27 protein-coding genes and 1 pseudogene are annotated in these 19147 nt (G+C 33.0%); 7 read left to right on the forward strand and 21 right to left on the reverse strand.

Going from position 1 to position 19147, the window contains the following annotated elements; genetic code table 11:
- Nucleotides 1–9: 9 nt before the first annotated feature.
- The 6 genes from AAG068_RS14235 to AAG068_RS14260 form a co-directional block, all read right to left on the reverse strand.
- Nucleotides 10–489 carry a CcdC family protein gene (locus tag AAG068_RS14235; protein WP_342714724.1) on the reverse strand — a complete coding sequence of 160 codons (480 nt, stop codon included), beginning with the start codon at nucleotides 487–489 and terminating at the stop codon, nucleotides 10–12.
- A gap of 36 nt (nucleotides 490–525) precedes the next feature.
- Nucleotides 526–1197, reverse strand: coding sequence for a DUF4052 family protein (locus tag AAG068_RS14240; RefSeq protein WP_342714725.1), 672 nt, complete (start codon nucleotides 1195–1197; stop codon nucleotides 526–528).
- Entirely contained in the window at nucleotides 1194–2066 is an 873-nt protein-coding gene (locus AAG068_RS14245) for an ABC transporter ATP-binding protein (protein WP_342714726.1), read from the reverse strand. Before AAG068_RS14245 ends, AAG068_RS14240 begins: the two co-directional genes overlap by 4 nt.
- Complete coding sequence (locus AAG068_RS14250; RefSeq protein WP_000805194.1) at nucleotides 2063–2443, reverse strand: GntR family transcriptional regulator; 381 nt, start codon at nucleotides 2441–2443, stop codon at nucleotides 2063–2065. Before AAG068_RS14250 ends, AAG068_RS14245 begins: the two co-directional genes overlap by 4 nt.
- Nucleotides 2444–2568: 125 nt before the next feature.
- Nucleotides 2569–3057: a DinB family protein gene (locus tag AAG068_RS14255; RefSeq protein WP_342714728.1), complete on the reverse strand. Its 489-nt coding sequence runs from the start codon at nucleotides 3055–3057 to the stop codon at nucleotides 2569–2571.
- A gap of 14 nt (nucleotides 3058–3071) precedes the next feature.
- Nucleotides 3072–3665 (reverse strand): DUF4825 domain-containing protein, encoded by a 594-nt coding sequence (locus tag AAG068_RS14260; protein WP_342714729.1) that lies wholly within the window; start codon nucleotides 3663–3665, stop codon nucleotides 3072–3074.
- 440 nt (nucleotides 3666–4105) lie between these two features.
- Between AAG068_RS14260 and AAG068_RS14265 the strand changes: the two genes are divergently transcribed.
- From AAG068_RS14265 to AAG068_RS14285, 5 genes are read left to right on the forward strand one after another with little or no spacing between them, the layout of a single operon-like run.
- The gene (locus tag AAG068_RS14265; protein WP_000156179.1) at nucleotides 4106–4246 is read left to right on the forward strand and encodes a YrzI family small protein; all 141 of its coding nucleotides are present in this window, start codon (nucleotides 4106–4108) and stop codon (nucleotides 4244–4246) included.
- Between the two features lie 27 nt (nucleotides 4247–4273).
- Nucleotides 4274–4417, forward strand: coding sequence for a YrzI family small protein (locus tag AAG068_RS14270; RefSeq protein ID WP_048525995.1), 144 nt, complete (start codon nucleotides 4274–4276; stop codon nucleotides 4415–4417).
- 28 nt (nucleotides 4418–4445) lie between these two features.
- Entirely contained in the window at nucleotides 4446–4589 is a 144-nt protein-coding gene (locus AAG068_RS14275) for a YrzI family small protein (protein ID WP_000668972.1), read from the forward strand.
- 25 nt (nucleotides 4590–4614) lie between these two features.
- Complete coding sequence (locus AAG068_RS14280) at nucleotides 4615–4755, forward strand: YrzI family small protein (protein ID WP_000669812.1); 141 nt, start codon at nucleotides 4615–4617, stop codon at nucleotides 4753–4755.
- Nucleotides 4756–4780: 25 nt separating this feature from the next.
- The gene (locus AAG068_RS14285) at nucleotides 4781–4921 is read left to right on the forward strand and encodes a YrzI family small protein (RefSeq protein ID WP_088321443.1); all 141 of its coding nucleotides are present in this window, start codon (nucleotides 4781–4783) and stop codon (nucleotides 4919–4921) included.
- Nucleotides 4922–5162: 241 nt separating this feature from the next.
- Here AAG068_RS14285 and AAG068_RS14290 read toward each other — a convergent pair whose 3' ends face one another.
- A complete protein-coding gene (locus AAG068_RS14290; RefSeq protein WP_000837888.1) occupies nucleotides 5163–6248 on the reverse strand; it encodes an AI-2E family transporter in 1086 nt (361 codons plus the stop codon).
- 149 nt (nucleotides 6249–6397) lie between these two features.
- On the opposite strand from AAG068_RS14290, the gene AAG068_RS14295 reads away from it, so the two are divergent.
- Nucleotides 6398–7219: an HNH endonuclease gene (locus AAG068_RS14295; protein WP_342714730.1), complete on the forward strand. Its 822-nt coding sequence runs from the start codon at nucleotides 6398–6400 to the stop codon at nucleotides 7217–7219.
- 228 nt (nucleotides 7220–7447) lie between these two features.
- Here AAG068_RS14295 and AAG068_RS14300 read toward each other — a convergent pair whose 3' ends face one another.
- The 11 genes and pseudogenes from AAG068_RS14300 to aacC form a co-directional block, all read right to left on the reverse strand.
- Complete coding sequence (locus tag AAG068_RS14300; protein ID WP_001289320.1) at nucleotides 7448–7540, reverse strand: putative holin-like toxin; 93 nt, start codon at nucleotides 7538–7540, stop codon at nucleotides 7448–7450.
- Between the two features lie 195 nt (nucleotides 7541–7735).
- Nucleotides 7736–8848 (reverse strand): FMNH2-dependent alkanesulfonate monooxygenase, encoded by a 1113-nt coding sequence (gene ssuD / locus AAG068_RS14305; RefSeq protein WP_342714738.1) that lies wholly within the window; start codon nucleotides 8846–8848, stop codon nucleotides 7736–7738.
- 76 nt (nucleotides 8849–8924) lie between these two features.
- Nucleotides 8925–9773 carry an ABC transporter permease gene (locus AAG068_RS14310; RefSeq protein ID WP_342714739.1) on the reverse strand — a complete coding sequence of 283 codons (849 nt, stop codon included), beginning with the start codon at nucleotides 9771–9773 and terminating at the stop codon, nucleotides 8925–8927.
- A 16-nt stretch (nucleotides 9774–9789) separates the two neighbouring features.
- Nucleotides 9790–10776, reverse strand: a complete 987-nt coding sequence (locus AAG068_RS14315; protein ID WP_342714740.1) for an aliphatic sulfonate ABC transporter substrate-binding protein — start codon at nucleotides 10774–10776, stop codon at nucleotides 9790–9792.
- A gap of 18 nt (nucleotides 10777–10794) precedes the next feature.
- The gene (locus tag AAG068_RS14320; RefSeq protein ID WP_342714741.1) at nucleotides 10795–11550 is read right to left on the reverse strand and encodes an ABC transporter ATP-binding protein; all 756 of its coding nucleotides are present in this window, start codon (nucleotides 11548–11550) and stop codon (nucleotides 10795–10797) included.
- 181 nt (nucleotides 11551–11731) lie between these two features.
- The gene (locus tag AAG068_RS14325; RefSeq protein WP_342714742.1) at nucleotides 11732–12244 is read right to left on the reverse strand and encodes a DUF402 domain-containing protein; all 513 of its coding nucleotides are present in this window, start codon (nucleotides 12242–12244) and stop codon (nucleotides 11732–11734) included.
- 165 nt (nucleotides 12245–12409) lie between these two features.
- Nucleotides 12410–12890 (reverse strand): annotated as a pseudogene (locus AAG068_RS14330) (NUDIX hydrolase).
- Complete coding sequence (locus AAG068_RS14335) at nucleotides 12883–13932, reverse strand: hypothetical protein (RefSeq protein ID WP_342714743.1); 1050 nt, start codon at nucleotides 13930–13932, stop codon at nucleotides 12883–12885. Before AAG068_RS14335 ends, AAG068_RS14330 begins: the two are co-directional and overlap by 8 nt.
- A gap of 12 nt (nucleotides 13933–13944) precedes the next feature.
- The gene (locus AAG068_RS14340; protein ID WP_342714744.1) at nucleotides 13945–14418 is read right to left on the reverse strand and encodes a tetratricopeptide repeat protein; all 474 of its coding nucleotides are present in this window, start codon (nucleotides 14416–14418) and stop codon (nucleotides 13945–13947) included.
- A 137-nt stretch (nucleotides 14419–14555) separates the two neighbouring features.
- Entirely contained in the window at nucleotides 14556–15245 is a 690-nt protein-coding gene (locus AAG068_RS14345) for a phosphopantothenoylcysteine decarboxylase (protein WP_342714745.1), read from the reverse strand.
- 12 nt (nucleotides 15246–15257) lie between these two features.
- On the reverse strand, nucleotides 15258–16058 hold the full coding sequence (gene aacC / locus AAG068_RS14350; protein WP_342719767.1) for a BA2930 family N-acetyltransferase: 801 nt from the start codon (nucleotides 16056–16058) through the stop codon (nucleotides 15258–15260).
- 170 nt (nucleotides 16059–16228) lie between these two features.
- Between aacC and AAG068_RS14355 the strand changes: the two genes are divergently transcribed.
- The gene (locus tag AAG068_RS14355) at nucleotides 16229–16678 is read left to right on the forward strand and encodes a hypothetical protein (protein ID WP_342714746.1); all 450 of its coding nucleotides are present in this window, start codon (nucleotides 16229–16231) and stop codon (nucleotides 16676–16678) included.
- Nucleotides 16679–16734: 56 nt separating this feature from the next.
- Here the strand turns inward: AAG068_RS14355 and AAG068_RS14360 are convergent, their stop codons facing one another.
- From AAG068_RS14360 to AAG068_RS14370, 3 genes are all read right to left on the reverse strand, one after another.
- Nucleotides 16735–17982, reverse strand: a complete 1248-nt coding sequence (locus AAG068_RS14360; RefSeq protein ID WP_342714747.1) for a glutathionylspermidine synthase family protein — start codon at nucleotides 17980–17982, stop codon at nucleotides 16735–16737.
- A 20-nt stretch (nucleotides 17983–18002) separates the two neighbouring features.
- Nucleotides 18003–18614: a hypothetical protein gene (locus AAG068_RS14365; RefSeq protein WP_342714748.1), complete on the reverse strand. Its 612-nt coding sequence runs from the start codon at nucleotides 18612–18614 to the stop codon at nucleotides 18003–18005.
- 113 nt (nucleotides 18615–18727) lie between these two features.
- Nucleotides 18728–19129 carry a GNAT family N-acetyltransferase gene (locus AAG068_RS14370; protein ID WP_342714749.1) on the reverse strand — a complete coding sequence of 134 codons (402 nt, stop codon included), beginning with the start codon at nucleotides 19127–19129 and terminating at the stop codon, nucleotides 18728–18730.
- Between the last annotated feature and the right edge of the window lie 18 nt (nucleotides 19130–19147).

Genomic DNA, 19147 nt, shown 5'->3' on the forward strand with positions numbered 1-19147 from the left:
AGTTTTTTCTTATAAAGCATGATTATTATTTTCCCGCCAAACTTTCCTAAACTTTATATAACAAGCAATTCTCCAAGGAATAATATACGAGACAGCAACAACATAAAATAATAAACCAATTGTTTGTTGATCTAAATCTACAATATATTTCCTTGAACCATATCTTAAAACTACAAGTGCAATAAAAGTAATTAAAAAGGCTGCACTTTTTTTCGTATAAATATTCCCATTATCTCTTCGTTCATAATTTGTTAAAACTATAAGTGGTACGGCGAGAAGAATTCCAATTAATACAGCTATAACTACTTGTAATATAGCTGGATGTACGGGACCAAAAAACCATAAAACACCCGGTGTTAAAAATAATAATGGCCACAAAATACGTATCCCAGTTCCCTTTATAGGTTTATACATAGATTGATAACGACGCCAAAATATTAGTAGTGCAATGCATAAAAAAACTGTAATGAGTGAAGATGTGTCTCCCATTTGCTATCCTTCTCTCTATAGTAATCTAATACTATTTTAAATCGTTTTTTCGAATGATACTTTTCGAATAAATATACTACTAGTTATGATATAAAGCACAGTTAATCCAATTGAAATAACAGTAAAATATGGAATATCTACTGAGGATACATCACTCGTAAATAATAAACTGGTTACTCCCGCCTCTCCATAAAGCACACTATTTGTTGATAAGATAAGTGTTCCACCAATCATAAGACCAATCCACTTAAATCGTTGCTTAAAAACTACTACCACTTGAAAGAAACATGCTGTTGTAACATAAAATAAAAATTGCAAAATAAATTGTTGTATCGATTGCTCCCCAAAATTAACATTTACTACGTTATATTTTAAATCTTGCAGAAGCATAACTTGAAGAAATGAAAATAATGCAGATTGAAGTACAATGTAACAAATTGCTCCGATAAAATATTGTATTCTCGTAACACCGAATGAAATAGCTAAACGAAATAGCTCATCTTGTATGATGAAAACACTCCCTACTATAAATAACATAATTGCTATTGAAGGGTTATTTATAATTTCAGGTAAATAACCCATGTTTGTTCCATTTAAATGAGCAGCATTTAAAGCCCCTTTTATTAATAAAGCTACTATCCAGAATATTAAAATTGCTTTATAATGAAAATTTATATGTAACTTCAACTGCTTCATTAACATTGTCATTTCACTTCACCACCAGTTATGTGAATAAATAGTTTTTGTAATGTAATTCTATCAATTACTAAACCTTCTTTTTCAAGAGAGGAATAATCTTCATTAGAAAGTTCTTCCCATATAACAGTAATGCCTTTATTTCCATAGACTTCTCGATTTATTACTTTCTTATTGATTGCAAACTTATCTACTTTATCTTTTTTTCCTGAAATAATATGAGCTTGTTGTAATAAATCTTCCACTGATGATTGAACAACTAGTTTTCCTTCTTTTATAATGATTACTTCTTCAATCACATGGGTTACTTCTTCTACTAAATGTGTTGATAATATAATTGTTCTTGGATACTCACCGTAATCTTCTAGTAGTAAACTATAAAACAACTCGCGATGTGCTGCGTCTAAACCAGTAGTTGGTTCATCAAAAATGGTAATTGGCGCCCTACTCGCTAGTCCTTGAATAATTCCTACAACAGTTTGCATGCCGTGTGATAGTTTATGGTATTTTACTGTCATATTAAGTTGGAATTTATCGGCAAGTTCTTCTGCATACTTTCCATCCCAGTTTTTATAAAACATACTGCACATCTTAAAAATTTCTTTTACTTTATAACTTAAATGCGCTTCTTCTTTCACTCTCACAAAACAAATATTTTGCATCGCTTTACTATTTTCAAAAACATGTTCACCAAATATTGATACGCTACCACTACTTGAATTAATTTGACCAGCAAGCAAATTTAATAGTGTCGTTTTTCCTGCACCATTTCTACCGAGCAAGCCATATATTTTATGTTCTTCCAATGAAATCGTTACTTCATTTACTGCTACTTTCTTTTTATATTTTTTCGTTACATCTTTCGTTTCAAGTGCAATCATCCCTCTTTCCCCTCCTTCGTAATTTTTTGAATCATATCCATCAATTCATCTTTCGATATTTCTAATACTTTTGCTTCCTCCCACACTTTAGGTAAATATTCGGTCATAAAAGTATTTTGTCTTTTTTTAAGTACGACTTCTTTCGCTCCCTTTGCAACAAACATCCCGATCCCTCTCTTTTTATATAAAATCCCTTCATCCACTAATACATTTACCCCTTTAGCTGCAGTAGCTGGATTTATTTGTAACATCTTCGCAAATTGATTTGTTGATGGTACTTGTTCTTCTTCAAGTAATATGTCTTTTAAAATATCAGATTCAATCGTTTCTGCAATTTGCAAATATATTAATTTATTTTGCTCCAGAGTAGGTTTCACAATTTCACCACCTTAGGTTCATAGGTTCATCACTTATGTAATTAACCATACCACATAAAAATGTATATTTCCATAAATTTCTTTTACAAAAAAAGAGAGTCATTCGTTTAAGAATGACTCTCTTTCTAAAATTTCGAAGTTTCAACTCTCGTTCTCGCATTCTTTTCATTTATACCATTTTGACAAAAATTAAATTGTTGTCCCTTTATAAACTTTGTACGATCTACTACTTGCCCTAAATGATAACTTGTATGCTGCACTAAATGTAATAAACTATGAAGGTCAATATACTTTTTTTCTTCCCATGCTTGTATATATGCTTTTCCCCATTCATCAAATACTTCTTCAACGTACTGTAGCAAAACTTCAGTACGTTGTCGTTTCACTGGAAAATACTCCTCGATTCCCCTTTCAAAAACTATATTTGGATTTTTATAACGACTAGTATTTCTCTGTATATGTTCACAAATATGCAATACGATTCCACCAATTGAATTCACAGAATCCCCTTGTTTCCACAAATCTTCTTCACTAAAGAGACTAATTGCCTGTACTAACTTAGGTAAATAATGATCTTGCATTCGATGATAAGTAATTTTGTATACTAACCCCACCTTTTTTCCTCCCATCATTTCAACTGCTGCACTGGATATTTAGCAAATAAAGCTTCCCGAAACTCTTTATCATTCATAAGCATTGTAATTTTTTCGTTTTTATCTTTAAGGAACTTTACTACTTTCTTTTTATCCCATATATTATTTTCTTTTGGGAAATCATCAAATTTTCCATACAGGATTGCTAGTATTTCTTCTCTTTTTATTGTGAAATTTTTATTTTCTACTTGAAACTCGTAACTTTTCGCATTTGGTACTAAAATCGCTAGATAAATAACGTTAAAGAGAAAATTCTTCTCCATCGTATCCTTACCATCAAACCAATACGTCTCAACCATGTCTTCTGTCAGAGTTCCATTTCCTTTTGCACCATAGTTCACCTTTATACTTTCATTCTCTAAACTAATACTTTGAAATGTATCACCACCGGGTAAATGATTAACAATTGCAACCACATCTGAGTTATTACCAACATATGTCCCAGCATATTTCTTAAAGTCACCAGGTTTCACATCAGATATTTCTTTTATTCTTTCTCCGCTAGAACAAGCAGTAATAAATAACAAAATTGTTAGCATAACAACTACATTACGATGCATATATTTCATTTAGCATCCCCCATTTTTATCGATATTTCGTTAATTACAATACATCTTTTCAAAACCCTTTAAAATATACGCATTTTAATCAAAATTAAAAATTTTCATTTTTTCTGTTTACAATTATCCATTAATTGTATATAATTACTAACGTAAGAAAAATATTCTAAAAGGAGGTCGAAGGAAATGATGAAATTACAATTACATGCTTTAACTTTAGCGTTAACTGCACCTGTGTTTTCTGGACAATTAAATATGAATTCGACCACCCTAATGGAGAGTTGAAAATCGTACATTATTTCGATTAATTCATAAATTCGCCACAGGAGGTCGTATACTTTCCTGTGGCTTTTTGACGCCCTGCCATAGGAGAACTATATCTTCCTGTGGCTTTTTTGTGCGATTTTTTAGCCTCTTACATCATTTTTTTAAGAAAGGAGCAACATTCGATGACTATTAGCGTATTGTTTTTAAGTATTACGATTCAAAGAAATAAAATTTCTAAAGATGAAATGTTTCATAATGAGCAAATTGAAAAAGCTATGAATGATGTTAAGGAGCGCCAAGCACTTTATTGTGATCACATGTAATTCCTTTTCGAAAGGAGGAATTCATTTATGACTTTTCATATTTTCTTTTTTACGACTGTACTTCAGAAAAATACTTTAACTGAAGCTGAGATCAATCGTAAACAACAAATAAAACAACTGACTGATAAAATGACTGACATTAAAAGTTCATATTATACGCATATGTATTAAAAATATATTTTTAAGGAGCAATTCCCTAATGAAATTTAAAGCATTCTTTTTAACTATTACCATTCAAAAACGTAAACTTTCTCAAAACGAAATTTTACGTGAACAACACATTCAATCTATTATGGACGAAGTGAAAGAGCGTCAAGCTTCTTATTACAGCCGTCTTTTCTAAATAATTTATAAAGGGGCAATATGTAATGAAATTTAAAGTATTCTTTTTAACAATTACGATTCAAAAAACTAAGTTCTCCGACAGTGAGATATTACATGATCACCAAATTAATAAAGCTATGGAAGATGTAAAAGAACGCCAAAGTCACTACTGTAGCCATCTATAATTCCTTTCGAAAGGAGGAATGTATTATGAAGTTTCACCTTTTCTTTTTAACAATTACGATTCAGAAAAAAAACTATTCTGAAGCTGAATTAAAACAAGAACAACAATACAAACAGGTTATAGACGAAATTCGAGATCGTAGAAGCAAATACTACTCTCACCTATAATTCTTTAAAAATATAAAACATGAAAGGAGTCGATTATGATGTTGATAGCACGTTGTAAGGAAATGATTTGGATAGTTCAGAGGGACTCCACATAGTTTTACCGAGGCTATATCATACAAATTTTCCGCTACATTTGATATGTAATAAATATACAATAAAATTGCATCAATACAATTTTAACATTGATTAACAAACAAAAAGATACACCACTAAAAAAGCGGTGTATCTTTCTCAACATATACTATTTTCGATTACTTCGTTTCGTCTTAAACAATCTTACTAAATTCGATACAACTGTTTTCGTTACTGCATAAACTGGCACTGCCAAAATCATTCCGATAATTCCCGCAAAGTTACCTACCCCTAAAATTAAAATAATAATTGTTAACGGGTGGATATTTAATTTTGAACTCATAATACGCGGTGAAATGATGTTACTTTCAAACTGTTGTACAATTGTTACGATAATAATTACGTACAACGCTTGCATCGGAGATACGAACAGACCTACGATAACAGCTGGTGCTGCACCGATAAACGGACCTAAGTTAGGAATGATATTTGTAAATGCTGCTATAATTCCTAAAACGAAAGCGTACGGTAAATCGATAATTAAATAACCGATAAAAGTAAACGCACCTACAAATATACAAACGAGCGCTTGCCCTTGAATATATGCAGATAATGTTTCGTTCGTTTCTTTAATGATACGAAGTCCTTCTTCACGGTAAGACTCAGGTAATAGGCTAACTGCTTTCCCTGGAAACGCATGTCCATCTTTAAACATATAGAATAAAATGAACGGTACTGTAAAGATTACTAATGCGACGTTCGTTATAATACCAAATAAAGCCGTTGCACTCGACGTAATCGTGTTTGGTATATCCTTTAAGTATTCAATTGCATTTTTTTCAATTGTTTCAATGGAAACATAGTTTTGTGTAGATAACCATTCAAACAATCTATGATGGGATAAATCTTGTATGTATAGTTTTCCCTCTTTTATATAGCCTGGCATATTTTTCACTAAATCCATTAGCTGTTGTGAGATCGTTGGAACAACTACCCCAACGCCAACCGCAGTTAATGTTATGATAAAAAGATATAACAGTAAAATCGCTAAATTTCTAGGTACTTTTTTCTCCTCTAAAAAGACTAACACCGGATTAAATATGAAGTATAAAAATAACGCGATTAAGATTGGGAAAAACAACGTTGATATGAAGATACCAATTGGTTGAAATAGAAACGATATTTTTGTGCAAATAAATATAATCGCTACAACCATTAGCACTTCTAATGTCCAAAAGTGCACTTTCGATTTCAAAAAAACGTCCTCCTTTAAACTAGCACTTCACTTCATTGTACCAAAATAAGTAACAATTTCACATAATATTTTCCTTTACAATATTCCAAAATACCAATAAATACACTACAATGAGATTACATACAAATTTGCAGGTAAAGGTGATAAAAATGACACAATGCATCATTTGCAGAAAAAATACGAAAGAACTTAGTGAACAATATGTCATCCCAGAAATATTATGTGGATATTATTTCACAAACTCAATTTGTGATACTTGTCATGAACAAATGACAACAAATATTGATCGTCCCTTAATTCGGCATAAATTAAGTCAATATAAGATTGAGCAAATGAAAAAACAAATTGACTCTCCCCTGTATACGAATGAGCATGGTGAGGAACTTGCGGCAGCTGAGACTGATGTTGTTGAAGTAAGTGATGAAATACTTTATTCCAATGCATTAATTATGAAACTATGTAAAAAGCACGATATTTCACTACATAACGAAATTTGGAAAGAAGAACGTGTAACAAAAGTAGCTAGCTCTATTCAACGTGAATTACTTTTAGATAACCGTAAGTATAAAATGAGTGTATTAAAAATGGCTTATACATTCGCTGTACAAGCCGTTGATGGCTATTTTGAAGATCCAGATGCGATTGATATTTCCAACATTCTATCAAATGCCGATTTCATGGAATTAAAAGAAAAGAGCATTGTGCGCGATTTAAGTAAAAGTTCTTTATGGAATACATTAAATACAAATAGTGAAAACCATTACTTTATTTTATTAAGTGATAAAGATGGCCTGTTTTGTTTCATCCGTCTATTTGATATCTTTGATGTTGTCGTTCATTTATCAGAAAAGAGATATGAAATTCCATCACCTATTGTTGGCGTAAATAATGTAAGTAAGCAGGAATTTTATATCCAAACTTTAAAACAGTATATGGATGGGCTATTTAAAGAAAAAACTCCTTCTATTTAATCGAAATCAGAACATACGGTCTCCTTTCTTGATGAAAAGACACTGTGTTATAATAAGTATGAAAAGAACAATACAATCACATAAACTAATTATTAATTGTATATAAATAAAAAAGACTAGTGTGCGGCTACACACTAGTCCACGTAACTTAGCAGATTGGATTGTTCATTTATCCTATTTGTTTCTTACAAACAAAACAACCCACATTTTATTGGCATAGGTGGGTTGTTATTTTTTGAGCTTGTCTATTAAAACGACGACGAACGTTAACAATGCAACGAGAAACAGTCCACCCTGCAGTAGCAACGCTATTTCACTCACGTATTATCACCCCCCTCCTACTTGGAGAAGTGATAATTGAACAACCAACCGTACCTTAAGTTACTATTTAATTTTACCATATTTTCTAATAGTTTACGATGAAAACCCGCGAGTGAAATACTTGCGGGTTTTTTATCCCATATTAACAGGCAGTAAACAAAATGGAGCAAAACATAGGGGAAAGTTTAATCCTCACTATTTTTTTAATGCATATGCATCTGCTATCATTTCACCAACAATTTTAGTTTCTTGTTTCTTTTCTTCTTTCAATAAAGGAAATAACAGTTCTGCCACCTCATACGCTTCTTCTAAATGCGGATATCCTGATAAAACAAACGTATCAATTCCTAACGCTTCATATTCTTTTATTCTTTCTGCTACTGTGCGCGGATCTCCTACAAGGGCAGTACCTGCACCACCTCTAACAAGCCCGATGCCAGCCCATAAGTTAGGACTTATCTCTAACGACTCTCTCGTACCTTTATTTAAATGTGTCATTCGTTTTTGACCGACTGAATCATATCTTGCAAATGTTTTTTGAGCAAGCTCAATCGTTTCATTATCTACATATTGAATTAACTTTTCAGCCTCTTCCCATGCCTCTTCCTCTGTTTCTCTTACAATTACATGTAATCTGATGCCGAATTGTACCGTACGCCCCTTCTCATTCGCAAGTTTTCTTACTTCTTCTATTTTCTCTTTCACTTGCTCTGGTGGCTCTCCCCACGTTAAATATACATCACTGTGTTCTGCAGCTACTTCTTTACCTGCCGCAGACGATCCGCCAAAATAAATTGGTGGATACGGTGTTTGAACTGGCGGGAATACGACTTTACTATCTGTAACTTTAATATGTTTTCCTTCTAAAGAGATCGTTTCACCTTGTAAGGTCGATTTCCAAACTTTTAAAAATTCATCCGCTGCTTCATACCTTTCATCATGTTCAAGATATAATCCATCCCCCTGCAGTTCGACTGGATCTCCTCCAGCTACTACATTAATAAGTAACCTCCCATCTGAAATTCTATCAAATGTCGATGCCATCCTCGCTGCTACTGTCGGTGACATTAGTCCTGGTCTAACCGCTACTAAAAATTTTAATTTCTCTGTTTCAGCGGCAAGTGCCGATGCTAATACCCATGGATCTTCACAACCTTGACCAGTTGGAAGTAACACACCCGTATATCCTAAATAATCAGCTGCCTGTGCAACTTGTTTATAATAACCATATTCAGCTGCTCTTCCTCTTTTTGTCGTTCCTAAATATCGACCATCTCCATAAGCTGGAATAAACCATAACAATTCCATACTATTACACACCCCTTAATTGTTTTGAAAAATCCACTAAAACACTCTATATAAATTACCCCTAATAATTTATATATTAATTCCCTGTCTCTCCTTTAAAATTATCTCGCCATCTTAAAAACTTCACTTCTAGTAAACGTACGAGTGAATCAGAAAACTTTCCAACGAATGCAAAGATAATAATGCCTACAAATACGATATCTGTATTTGAAAATTGCCTTGCATCCATAATCATATAACCAATGCCTTCTGTAGATCCCATAAGTTCTGCTACTACTAAACTCACCCATGCAACTCCTAATGATAATCTTGCCCCAAGCAATAGATTCGGCAATGCCGCTGGTAAAATTAGTTTCGTAATTAATTTTCTTTTACTAAACTCTAACACTCTTGCAACATCAAATAATTTTGAATCTACACCCCGTATTCCTAAAAACGCGTTTACATATAAAGGAAAAAACGCACCGTCTGCAATTAATAATACTTTCGATGTTTCTCCAAAACCGAACCATAATACGAAAAGCGGTGCTACAGCTAAATGAGGTACAGTTCGTAACATTTGTACAGACGGATCTAAATATTGCTCACTTCTCGTTGAAAACCCAACAATCGTCCCTAAAATAATGCCTAAACTCCCGCCGATAAAGAAGCCGGCCGCAGCCCTGAACACACTAATGTTTAAATGACCGAATAACTCTCCTGTTTTTATAAGTTCTTGAAAAGCTAGTAATATATGTAATGGCGTTGGTAAAACTGTTTTAGAAACTAGATCGAACACTCCGGCTAACTGCCAAATACTTAATACGATAATCGGTATAGTAATCGCTCTTACTACCACTTTTACATTCGTCTTTCTCACTTTCTTTACATTGTTTTTGCCAATCGTTATACTCGCACTTTTCATAACAGCTTTCGTATTCTCCAATTTACAAAACCTCTTTTCATTTCGCCTTTACTGCTTTTTCTACGAAAGAATTATCTACAACTTTATCTGTCTTGATTTCTTTCTTTATAGAACCGAGTTTATATTGAAAATCCGCTGTCTTTTGCTGTTCCGCTATTATTTCTTTCGTTACTGGAACTAAAATTGGTTTGTCGTGATCAAATACTTCTTTTACAATTTCAACATCTATTTTCTTTGCAGAAGTATATATTTTTATCGCCTCATCTAAGTTTGATTCTTGCCATACACGAGCTTTTTCATAAACTTTGAGAAACTTCTCAACTAATTCTGGATGCTCTTTCGCAAACTTTGTTCTTGCAATTAAAAACTCTGGTGAAGAAACATTTAATCGTTCACCATCTGTAATAGCCTTTGCTCCTTTATTTAACGTATGTAGTGAAATGAATGGATCCCAAATGGCCCATGCATCTACTGATCCAGATTCAAATGCCGGCTGTGCTTCATCTGGTTGCAGTTGAATGACATTTACATCTTTCGCATTGATACCTTCTTTATCTAATGCTCGATATAATAAATTAAACGCGCTACTCCCTTTTGCTACGGCAATTTTTTTACCTTTTAAATCTTTTACACTTGTAATCTTGCTATCTTTTTGTACAAGAATTCCAGTTCCTTTCCTCGCATAGCTGGTATTAGCAATTTCGGTAAATTCAATACCTGCTGCTTGCGCGGAAATAACTGGGGAGTTGCCAACTTCACCAAAGTCTAATCGATTTGATGCGATCGCTTCAAAATAAGGAGGTCCGCTTTGAAACTCTGTCCATTTCACTTTAACTCCTTCTTTTTTAAACTCCTCTTCAAACCATCCTTTTTTCTGTGCTAATAATAGAGGGCTTAATCCTTGCTGTATACCAATTTGAATTGTTACATCTTCTTTCTTGCTACTTGCTGTACTTTTTTCGCATCCTAATAAAAATAAAGATATAACTAATGCAAAAGAAAGAACTTTTCCTTTTTTATTCATATATAATCCACCCTTTTCCTATATACTCGTTTGAATCAGTCCCCCGTGTTCAAACTGTTGTAATACTTTCGTACGAATTTCTTGGAATAATTCCGAAGTTTTACTACGGGGATAAGGTAAATTATTTTCAATCACTTTATGTATTTTTCCAGGCTTTGCACTCATGAGGATAATTCGGTTTGAAAGATATATCGCTTCGTCTATATCATGAGTGACGAATAACATTGTCGTTTTCTTCTGCTCCCAAATGTTCAACAGTACTTCTTGCAAATGACTTCTAGTAAAAGCATCAAGTGCCCCGAACGGTTCATCAAGTAATAATACATTCGGATCTCTTAATAAAGCTCTCGCAATCGCAACACGTTGTGACATCCCGCCTGAAATTTCCTTCAGATAAGATTTTTCAAAACCATCTAATCGAACGGTTTCAACCCATTCCTTTACCTTATCTTTTACGTACTTATCTTTTAACGACAAATCTGCAGCAATATTTTCTTCAACTGTTAACCACGGAAATAAGCGATGTTCTTGAAAAATAAAACCTTGTTTCTTACTCGGTTTTACGATTTTCTCTCCATCGATGATAACTTCACCTTCAAATTCGTTGTCTAATCCCGCAACAATTTTCAAAAGCGTACTTTTCCCACAACCACTCGGTCCAATTACAGTGACAAAATCCCCTTTCTCTAATTGAAAATTAATATCTTCTAATACTTGAACCGTACCAGTTTGTTTTGAAAAATATTTTGAAACCCCTTCAATTGAAACAGTCACTACTTCCCCTCCTTAAAATGATTCATCTTAATGAACAGATTCATTATTTATATAATAAAAAAACCAAAGGCATTTCATTTTGTAATGAAATGCCTTTGGTTTTTCCAATCAGCTATACGTTATAGAATTAACTACATATTATACAAATATTTCCGATAAGTCAACTGGGTTTTATTAAACTTTATTTATTTTTAAAAATAGTAGCAGTTTCTAAAATGATGTTTGGAAGCAACTCTTGTATTGCATTCAATACTGTATGAAGAGCTTTTTCTACATATCCATCTTCAAATTGTTCTAACGGCTCAGGTAATTCATCCTCATCCAATATGAAAAATTCTCCGCTTGGAAGTACCATAATATCAACAATTAAATCTTCAAAGGATACCACTTCATCCGTTATACATGTATTCTTTACAAGATTAAAATAAGAACCTAGATAACTCCCATCCTGATCTCTCCAAACGTATAAATTATATGGACGATTTCCCCAGTAATATGCAACTGTATAACTTCCTTTCGGGATCGTTAACTTCGTATCGTTTGCTGTCATAGTAAAAGAGTACTGTACTTCATGATACAAAACAATTTTATCTTGCTGCGTTTCTATTAATAAACAAGCATGATCTACAGTTGAGGCATCATAGCGAATTTTCCTTTCAATAATTTCAATTCCTGACGTACGTAAGCAACTCATTTTTAAATTCCCCTTTAGTTGTAGTTCTTTCATTATAACCCTTTTTCCACTAAGAAGCCGTTCAGTGAATTCGTTTCTTGTTTTTAAAAAATAATATTAATATAATCTCATTTTCTTGCCCACAAAAAAGCTCCTTCTAAGTTAGAAGGAACTCCAGTTGTATCATTATTTTATAACCCATGATTTATAAGCCTTTACTTCTAAACGAAACTTAGATTCTGTTAACAACTCCACAGCACTACATACAAGAGGAGATGAATTATCTTCAGTAATACTTTCTATTGGAATCCATCTAGCTCCTATTGAATCTTGCGAATTGTTCCGGTGCTTTGAATTCACCTTCACACCTTTCAACAACGTAAAAAACTGCGATATGATGAACATGTGTGTACTTCTTAAATTTTGATGGGAATTGAAAATCAACTGTACCTATTTATTTTACTACCTTAACTTTCAACCCAGTCTCCTCTTTTATCTCTCTATGAAGTCCAGCTAATAATGATTCCCCCTGTTCTAAACTACCTCCAGGTAAATCATACCGATTTCTATATGGACCTTTTATTTTATCAATTACTAATATGTTATTGTTTTCGATACAAATGCCATACACACCAAACGCACGATGAAAATTAGTATCATTATTCATATTTTAACTTCTCCGTAACCATATCATAAAATTTCCGTTCCTCATCAACATTTAAGTGGACACGACTTACTGTTTTAGAAAATCCATATAACACTTGTGCTTCCACTGGTTCTTTTAGTGTAATTTCAAATGCTGGAGGTTCCTTTATAAATTCCATCACGGTTGCGTCAAGAACTTCCTTCTCTTTCTTTAAAGGTTCGCCTTTATAAAACTCAATTTTATCAATTTGTGTAAATGGTATAACAATTTTCTTTCCTAATCCAATTTGAATGATTATTTTTTCTTCCGCAACAATAATTGGATTTTTTCGCATTGCTTGTATTTCAGCTAAAAAATAAAACATTGCGTACGCGTTTAAAATAAGTAAAATCCATGCTACAACTGGATTCCATTGATGAAGTAAATAATGAAAACCGATACTTTCTATTACGGTTGCATGGATAATCATAATATACACACCTATTGCACCCGTCTTTTTGTGATATGAGTATACGCATTCACCTTCTGGTACTTTTACACGCCACGATAAAAATGCATAGTAGATTAACTTACACTCTGTTACAATGATATCTACTAATTTATTTCTTTTTATAGTCGCATCAAACGCTGCATCAATTGCATAAGAGAATGAAAAATACTCTCTTTTATATTCTTTATATTTTTGTATTATGTTAGGTAGCATTTTAACAATTTTATATAGAAGGAATAATTCTACGCATACAAATGCAATTTCTCCCGCCACTATAACATAAGAAACGTATGAAAAAGCTTGAAAATAATCACTTGGAATAATAAATCTTGCAAATACATAACCAGCTATTACGACAGGAAATATATACGTTAATGAGTATCTTTTCCGAATGATAAAGCAATACGTAATGAACGGAATTACAAACATACAATCTAGCAAAGAACCAAGTACTACTTCTTTCGGAGCAGCTGGTACAATTGGAAGGGCATACAATACATAGTTTGATAATAAGATGAAAGATATTAATCCAAACCAAATACCTTTTCGCCTTCGTGATAATGCGACATTCATACGTTCACCCTCTTATTTAAAAACCTCATCTAAATGGTCTTTATAAAATGAAATAGCACGCTCAAATTCTTTTACTTCCTCTACTTTTACGACTGTTTCAAGTAATAATTTCATTGCGGATTCATGATTGTTTACGTTATATTTTGCTAATGATAAAAATACTTTTATCACGTCATTATCCGGGAACTGCTGCAAACCTGTTTCTAAAACAGTAATCGCTTTGTCATACTCACCTATACAACGATATGTACTGCCAAGACCGATATACGCTCCGCAAAGTGACTCACCATCAAGACCATTTGCAATTGCCTGTTCATAATATGGTACAGCCTCTGTTTCAAGCCCCATTACATCATGTATCCAGGCACATTGAAAAAGCACTTCTGCATCTCGCGTAAAGTTTGTTAATCCTATAAGTATCTCTTTGGACTGCGCATATTTCTTTTCATTTCTTAGTTTAATAGCTTGCTTTAATAAATGTTCCATAGAATCCACTCCTCACCAATTATGCTATGTATCCATCTTAAATGGTTAACGTTTGTGCAAAAGTAAAATTCCCATAAATTAAAGTTTCGCTTCTCTCTATATACTATGCGGATTTACTCTTATCCAAATACTTAAAATTATAAAGTGGTAACACGATTACATAGTACTTCTAACCTTTTGACAATTTCTTTCGCTGTTTCATCTTTCCCATTACACGACTTCTCTTTACCGTCTTGTCCAATTACGTAGTGCAATGCTCCGCGCGAATATAAAGAATGTGGTGAATTTGCGATCATTACACTCGCCTTAGCTTCTTTCATTCTATTTTTTGCTCTTTCAAACAGTTCCTCTTCGTTTACATCACTTTCAAGTTTAAATCCAACGAGTACCGTTTTTGGATCCCACTCTTTTATTTGTTTTAATACTTTCGGAGCCTTTTGAAAATGAATAATTGGTGCTATATCACTAGAAATTTTTCCATTCATATTAAGAACATTACCATCTTGATCACAAATTTTGTCTACAACCCAATCTGATCCAGCCGCTGCCATAATGACTGCATCGACCTTTCCATGCGTAATTATACTCTTCATTTTATCTTGTAAATCAACAATTCCTTCAAATGGGTGTAATTCCAATTGATTATTTATATCGTTCGGTTTCTCCGCAAAATAACCGTGTAAATATATAACATGTGCCCCTTTATTTATAAGCTCTTCGGCGATTATTCTTCCTATTGTTCCTTTTGCCATATTCGTATGACCACGCACTTGGTCCCATTTTTCTAAACAACCACCACTTGTAATTAATACCTTTTTCCCCTTCATTGTAACCATCCCTTACTTATTTTTCTTACGAAACCATTCTGTTCCAAAGTCAACTATATCACGTTGTTTCATAAGACGACATTTTGCGTTTCCTATTTTCCCATTTGTTACAGTTCCCTTTTGTTCAAACGCTACACCAATTTCTACAAACTTATCAGAATCGTAATCCATATCAACAAACTCTTTCCAAACTCTTTCACCATTTTCTATAATAGGCGCTCCTACTTTTATTAACTCACATGCACCAGAACGTACTTCAGATAAATGTACAGACGTATTTGAGTCATATCCAACACCAATTAATAATATGTATCCGTCTAAATCATATATTTTTCTTAATGGAGACTCCTCTCCTAAACTCATTGATAGTGATTGATTCATCGTTATTTCTACTGCATGTTTTCCCCATGCAGCAAAACTTCCTAATGGATGATTGCTACGTACTACATTCGGATATGTACGAAAACATTCAACTACCTTCCCCATTGCCCTTGTTGGAGTTATATGTGGCTCAAATGCTGGTACGTTTTCACGAATAATTTCCCACCATTCTTCAGGAACAGGTGGTCTTGACCAATGTTTCGGATCAGATAAATCCGAAGATTGCGTTGGCATAATAATGGTTCCCTCTTCTGTAATCACTTTCATTAATGCCTCTACTACCGCAACTGCTCCGCCTGATACCCAGCCAATAGAACTTAGCGAAGAATGTACAATAACTGTCATTCCTTTTTCTAACCCTAATTTTCTTAAATCATTTGTAATTGTTTTGATTGTATTTGGCAATGGCGTACTTGCCACTATGTCATTCATTTTCACAATTGTTCCCCCATTTGTTTTAAACTACTACATACATATATTATCATATTTTTCTTAATTTTTAACTTAATCATTTTTATGAACATAAAAAATGGTAATATACTTACAAAGATATTGGTTAAATTATGGTGTATTAATTTGAAATAACAATAGAAGGTGAACAAATGAAAAAAGCTTTATTCTCTTTTCTACTATTTGGACTCGTCTCCTTAAGCGCATGTGTTTCTTTTCAAAATGAATATGAAGATTATTGGGTATTAGAAAAATCCAGATATAATGAAATTGGATTTGGCCCATCAAATTTATATGAAAAAGCACAAGAAGATCCAACGATGGTACATTACTCAAATGGTTGTATTAGTGAAGGTAAAAGAATGATATATTTAGCATTTGGAACGAAGTACAAAAATGACAAAATTACAGTAAAAGAAGTGAAGGATGAAAAAGACACATCTGTTATCGTCTTACATATCGAGAAAAGTAAAGGAAAAGATGAAAACCCAGTCATGTATATTGGTGTACCAAAACTTAGAGACTTTATTAAAATTGTAGATGAAGATGGAAACAAAATCTTTGAAATGAAGAAAAATGAAAGCGTTACATCACAGCAATAAAAACACTATATTTAAATGAAAGAGCTCATCAAAAATGATGAGCTCTTTCATTTAATTTATCCTTCAATTGTAACCCCAGTGAACATCGATAAGTTTCCCGTTATTTTCTCACCTACACGTAAAAATAAACCAGCAGCTCTCCCGCTAATACAGTGTGAACCAATTAATAGTTTACCAGTATACGGACCATCCCATGTATCAATTGTATAATCAGGCATTTCTATGTATTGCTGATATATTTTCCGCTGTTCAAAGTAATACTCTGTTTTATCTTCAGCTAATAGTTCATTATTTTCGTATATAGATACTCCTCCACCTTCACGACCGTATAAAGGTTTAGAAACATATGATTCATTTTTTTCTATAAACGGTTTATTTGTAAAATAGGTTGGTAGGAAGTATTTCTGTATAATCTCTCGCTCTTCTTCCTCAAAGAAGACTCCTTCTTCGTAAAGTTGCCAAATGAATGCGAGTACACTTTTATTTTGCATAAGAAAAGCAGCTGGTGGATTAATGATTTTCACTCTGCCTTGCGCTATATGATCTAAAAATTGGTGTCCAATTCTTTTCCCGTTTTTATCAGCATCTGAAACTAAATATTCAATTGGATATAGTCTATATAAATAATAAATTCGTTCACCATTTGGCGTATATATACCATCATCTGCAACGACAATATCTTGTATACCTATATAATCCGTTGATTGATCTAAGCAATAGCTTCTTAAAAATTGAACTGTTTGATGGTCTTCTTCGTGCCAATCATAACTCGTAAAATATATCGTTTCTCTAGGATCTATACTATAGTCATGTTTAATTTGTTCCCACGCCTGCACAATATGCTCTTCTATATGATTTGGATGATTGACATCGTGATAACGGCACAACACTTCATTTGCGACAGATGGCTCTAAATAACCTGTTGGTGTATCACAATTTACTTCTATTAATTTTATATCTTCACCATTTACGATAAAATCAAACCTCGTAAAATATGAAAACAAACCAGTATGTTTCATTCTCGCAATTTCCCACGTTTCAGCTGGAAATCCAAGTTTTTGAAAATCTTCTGTCGTATTGAGAATATATTGATACATTCTATATAGCACATACATAATTTCTTCTGTCGCTTTTGAAATAGCAGTATAAGTTTTTACTGGCATACGATACATACCTGTTGCCATATATTGATTCCATTCTTCTTTTTCTAATAGACTCGGCCACGTAAATCCATTCCGACCCGCCTCTTCCGCAAGTGAAAACCATACTTTCATATACTTTTTCTGCTCTTGTTCTGTATACATGATCCTATTATCCTTTCGTATTATGATCCGGCTGGTGCTTTTGCATTCCCAATTCCACTGGAACCAGAATTCACTTTCGGCGTTTGAGTCGTAGATGATTTCGGCGTATTTGTATCTGGCGTCACTTTATTTGAGGAATTTGGCTGTTGTTTATTTAAATCCACTTTATTAGAAGAATTATTGTTGTTACTGTTAGTTCCGCCGTAATACCCTCCACCACCGCTGCCACCAGTTCTACTTTGGTCTTTTTCACGATATGGAATAATATTATTTGCATACGGTTTCTTCATTATATTTGGTTTTGTTGTATAATTCATATTTGAAGTTCTGCTTGCTAATAAATATCCTGCTACGAATGGAAGTATCGGTAAATGTGAATTTTCATGATACGATGAAAATGATGGATTCATCTCTTTACATAACTCATCATTTTCTACATTTTCATTTGTAGGCGTTTTATCATTACAATTTAAAGTTTCTTGTTCATTTCCTTGTTTTCCACCATCTGTTTTAACAGCAGTACTTTCTTGTTGAGCAGTATCTTCTTCATAATCGCCACATCCAGTTAATAAAAAAGATGATACCCCTATTGAAGTAGCAATTTTTATAAATTTACTTTTATCCATTCTCATGTGTTATACACCTAATTTCTTTTATCTATATTTTTCCAGTTACCTATATTATATAATGTAATTATTATTTTTTTCAAACTATACACAACATGTATATTTACATATTTTCAATGCTATTCTTCCAGATAGCATAGAAACCTTTCGACTCCCGGATATTTTTCTCCTAAATTTTTAACCTGAAAACCACTTTTCTTATAAAATTCTACTGCTTCTTTGTCAGTCTCTGCTTCCACATAAGTCAATTGGTGTATTCTTACTACTTCCTTTATCATTTGCAAAGCAATTCCTTTTTGACGATATTGCGGAACGACTGCAATGTGGCAAATTCTCGCTTTATTTGCCTCGATTATTTCAATACCTATGCAAGCTTTTTCTTCAAATTTATAAAAAGTCCCTTTATTCCTTCCATAAAATAAGACCGCTTTCTTTAAGCTAGTTTCACTTGGCCCAACTGCATACTGTAGTACATGTAAAATTGGATCTTTTTCTATTTGTTCAACACGCTGTAAATTCATTCTTCCATCCCTTTCTAT

The organism is Bacillus paramycoides (assembly GCF_038971285.1).
GTDB lineage: Bacteria > Bacillota > Bacilli > Bacillales > Bacillaceae_G > Bacillus_A.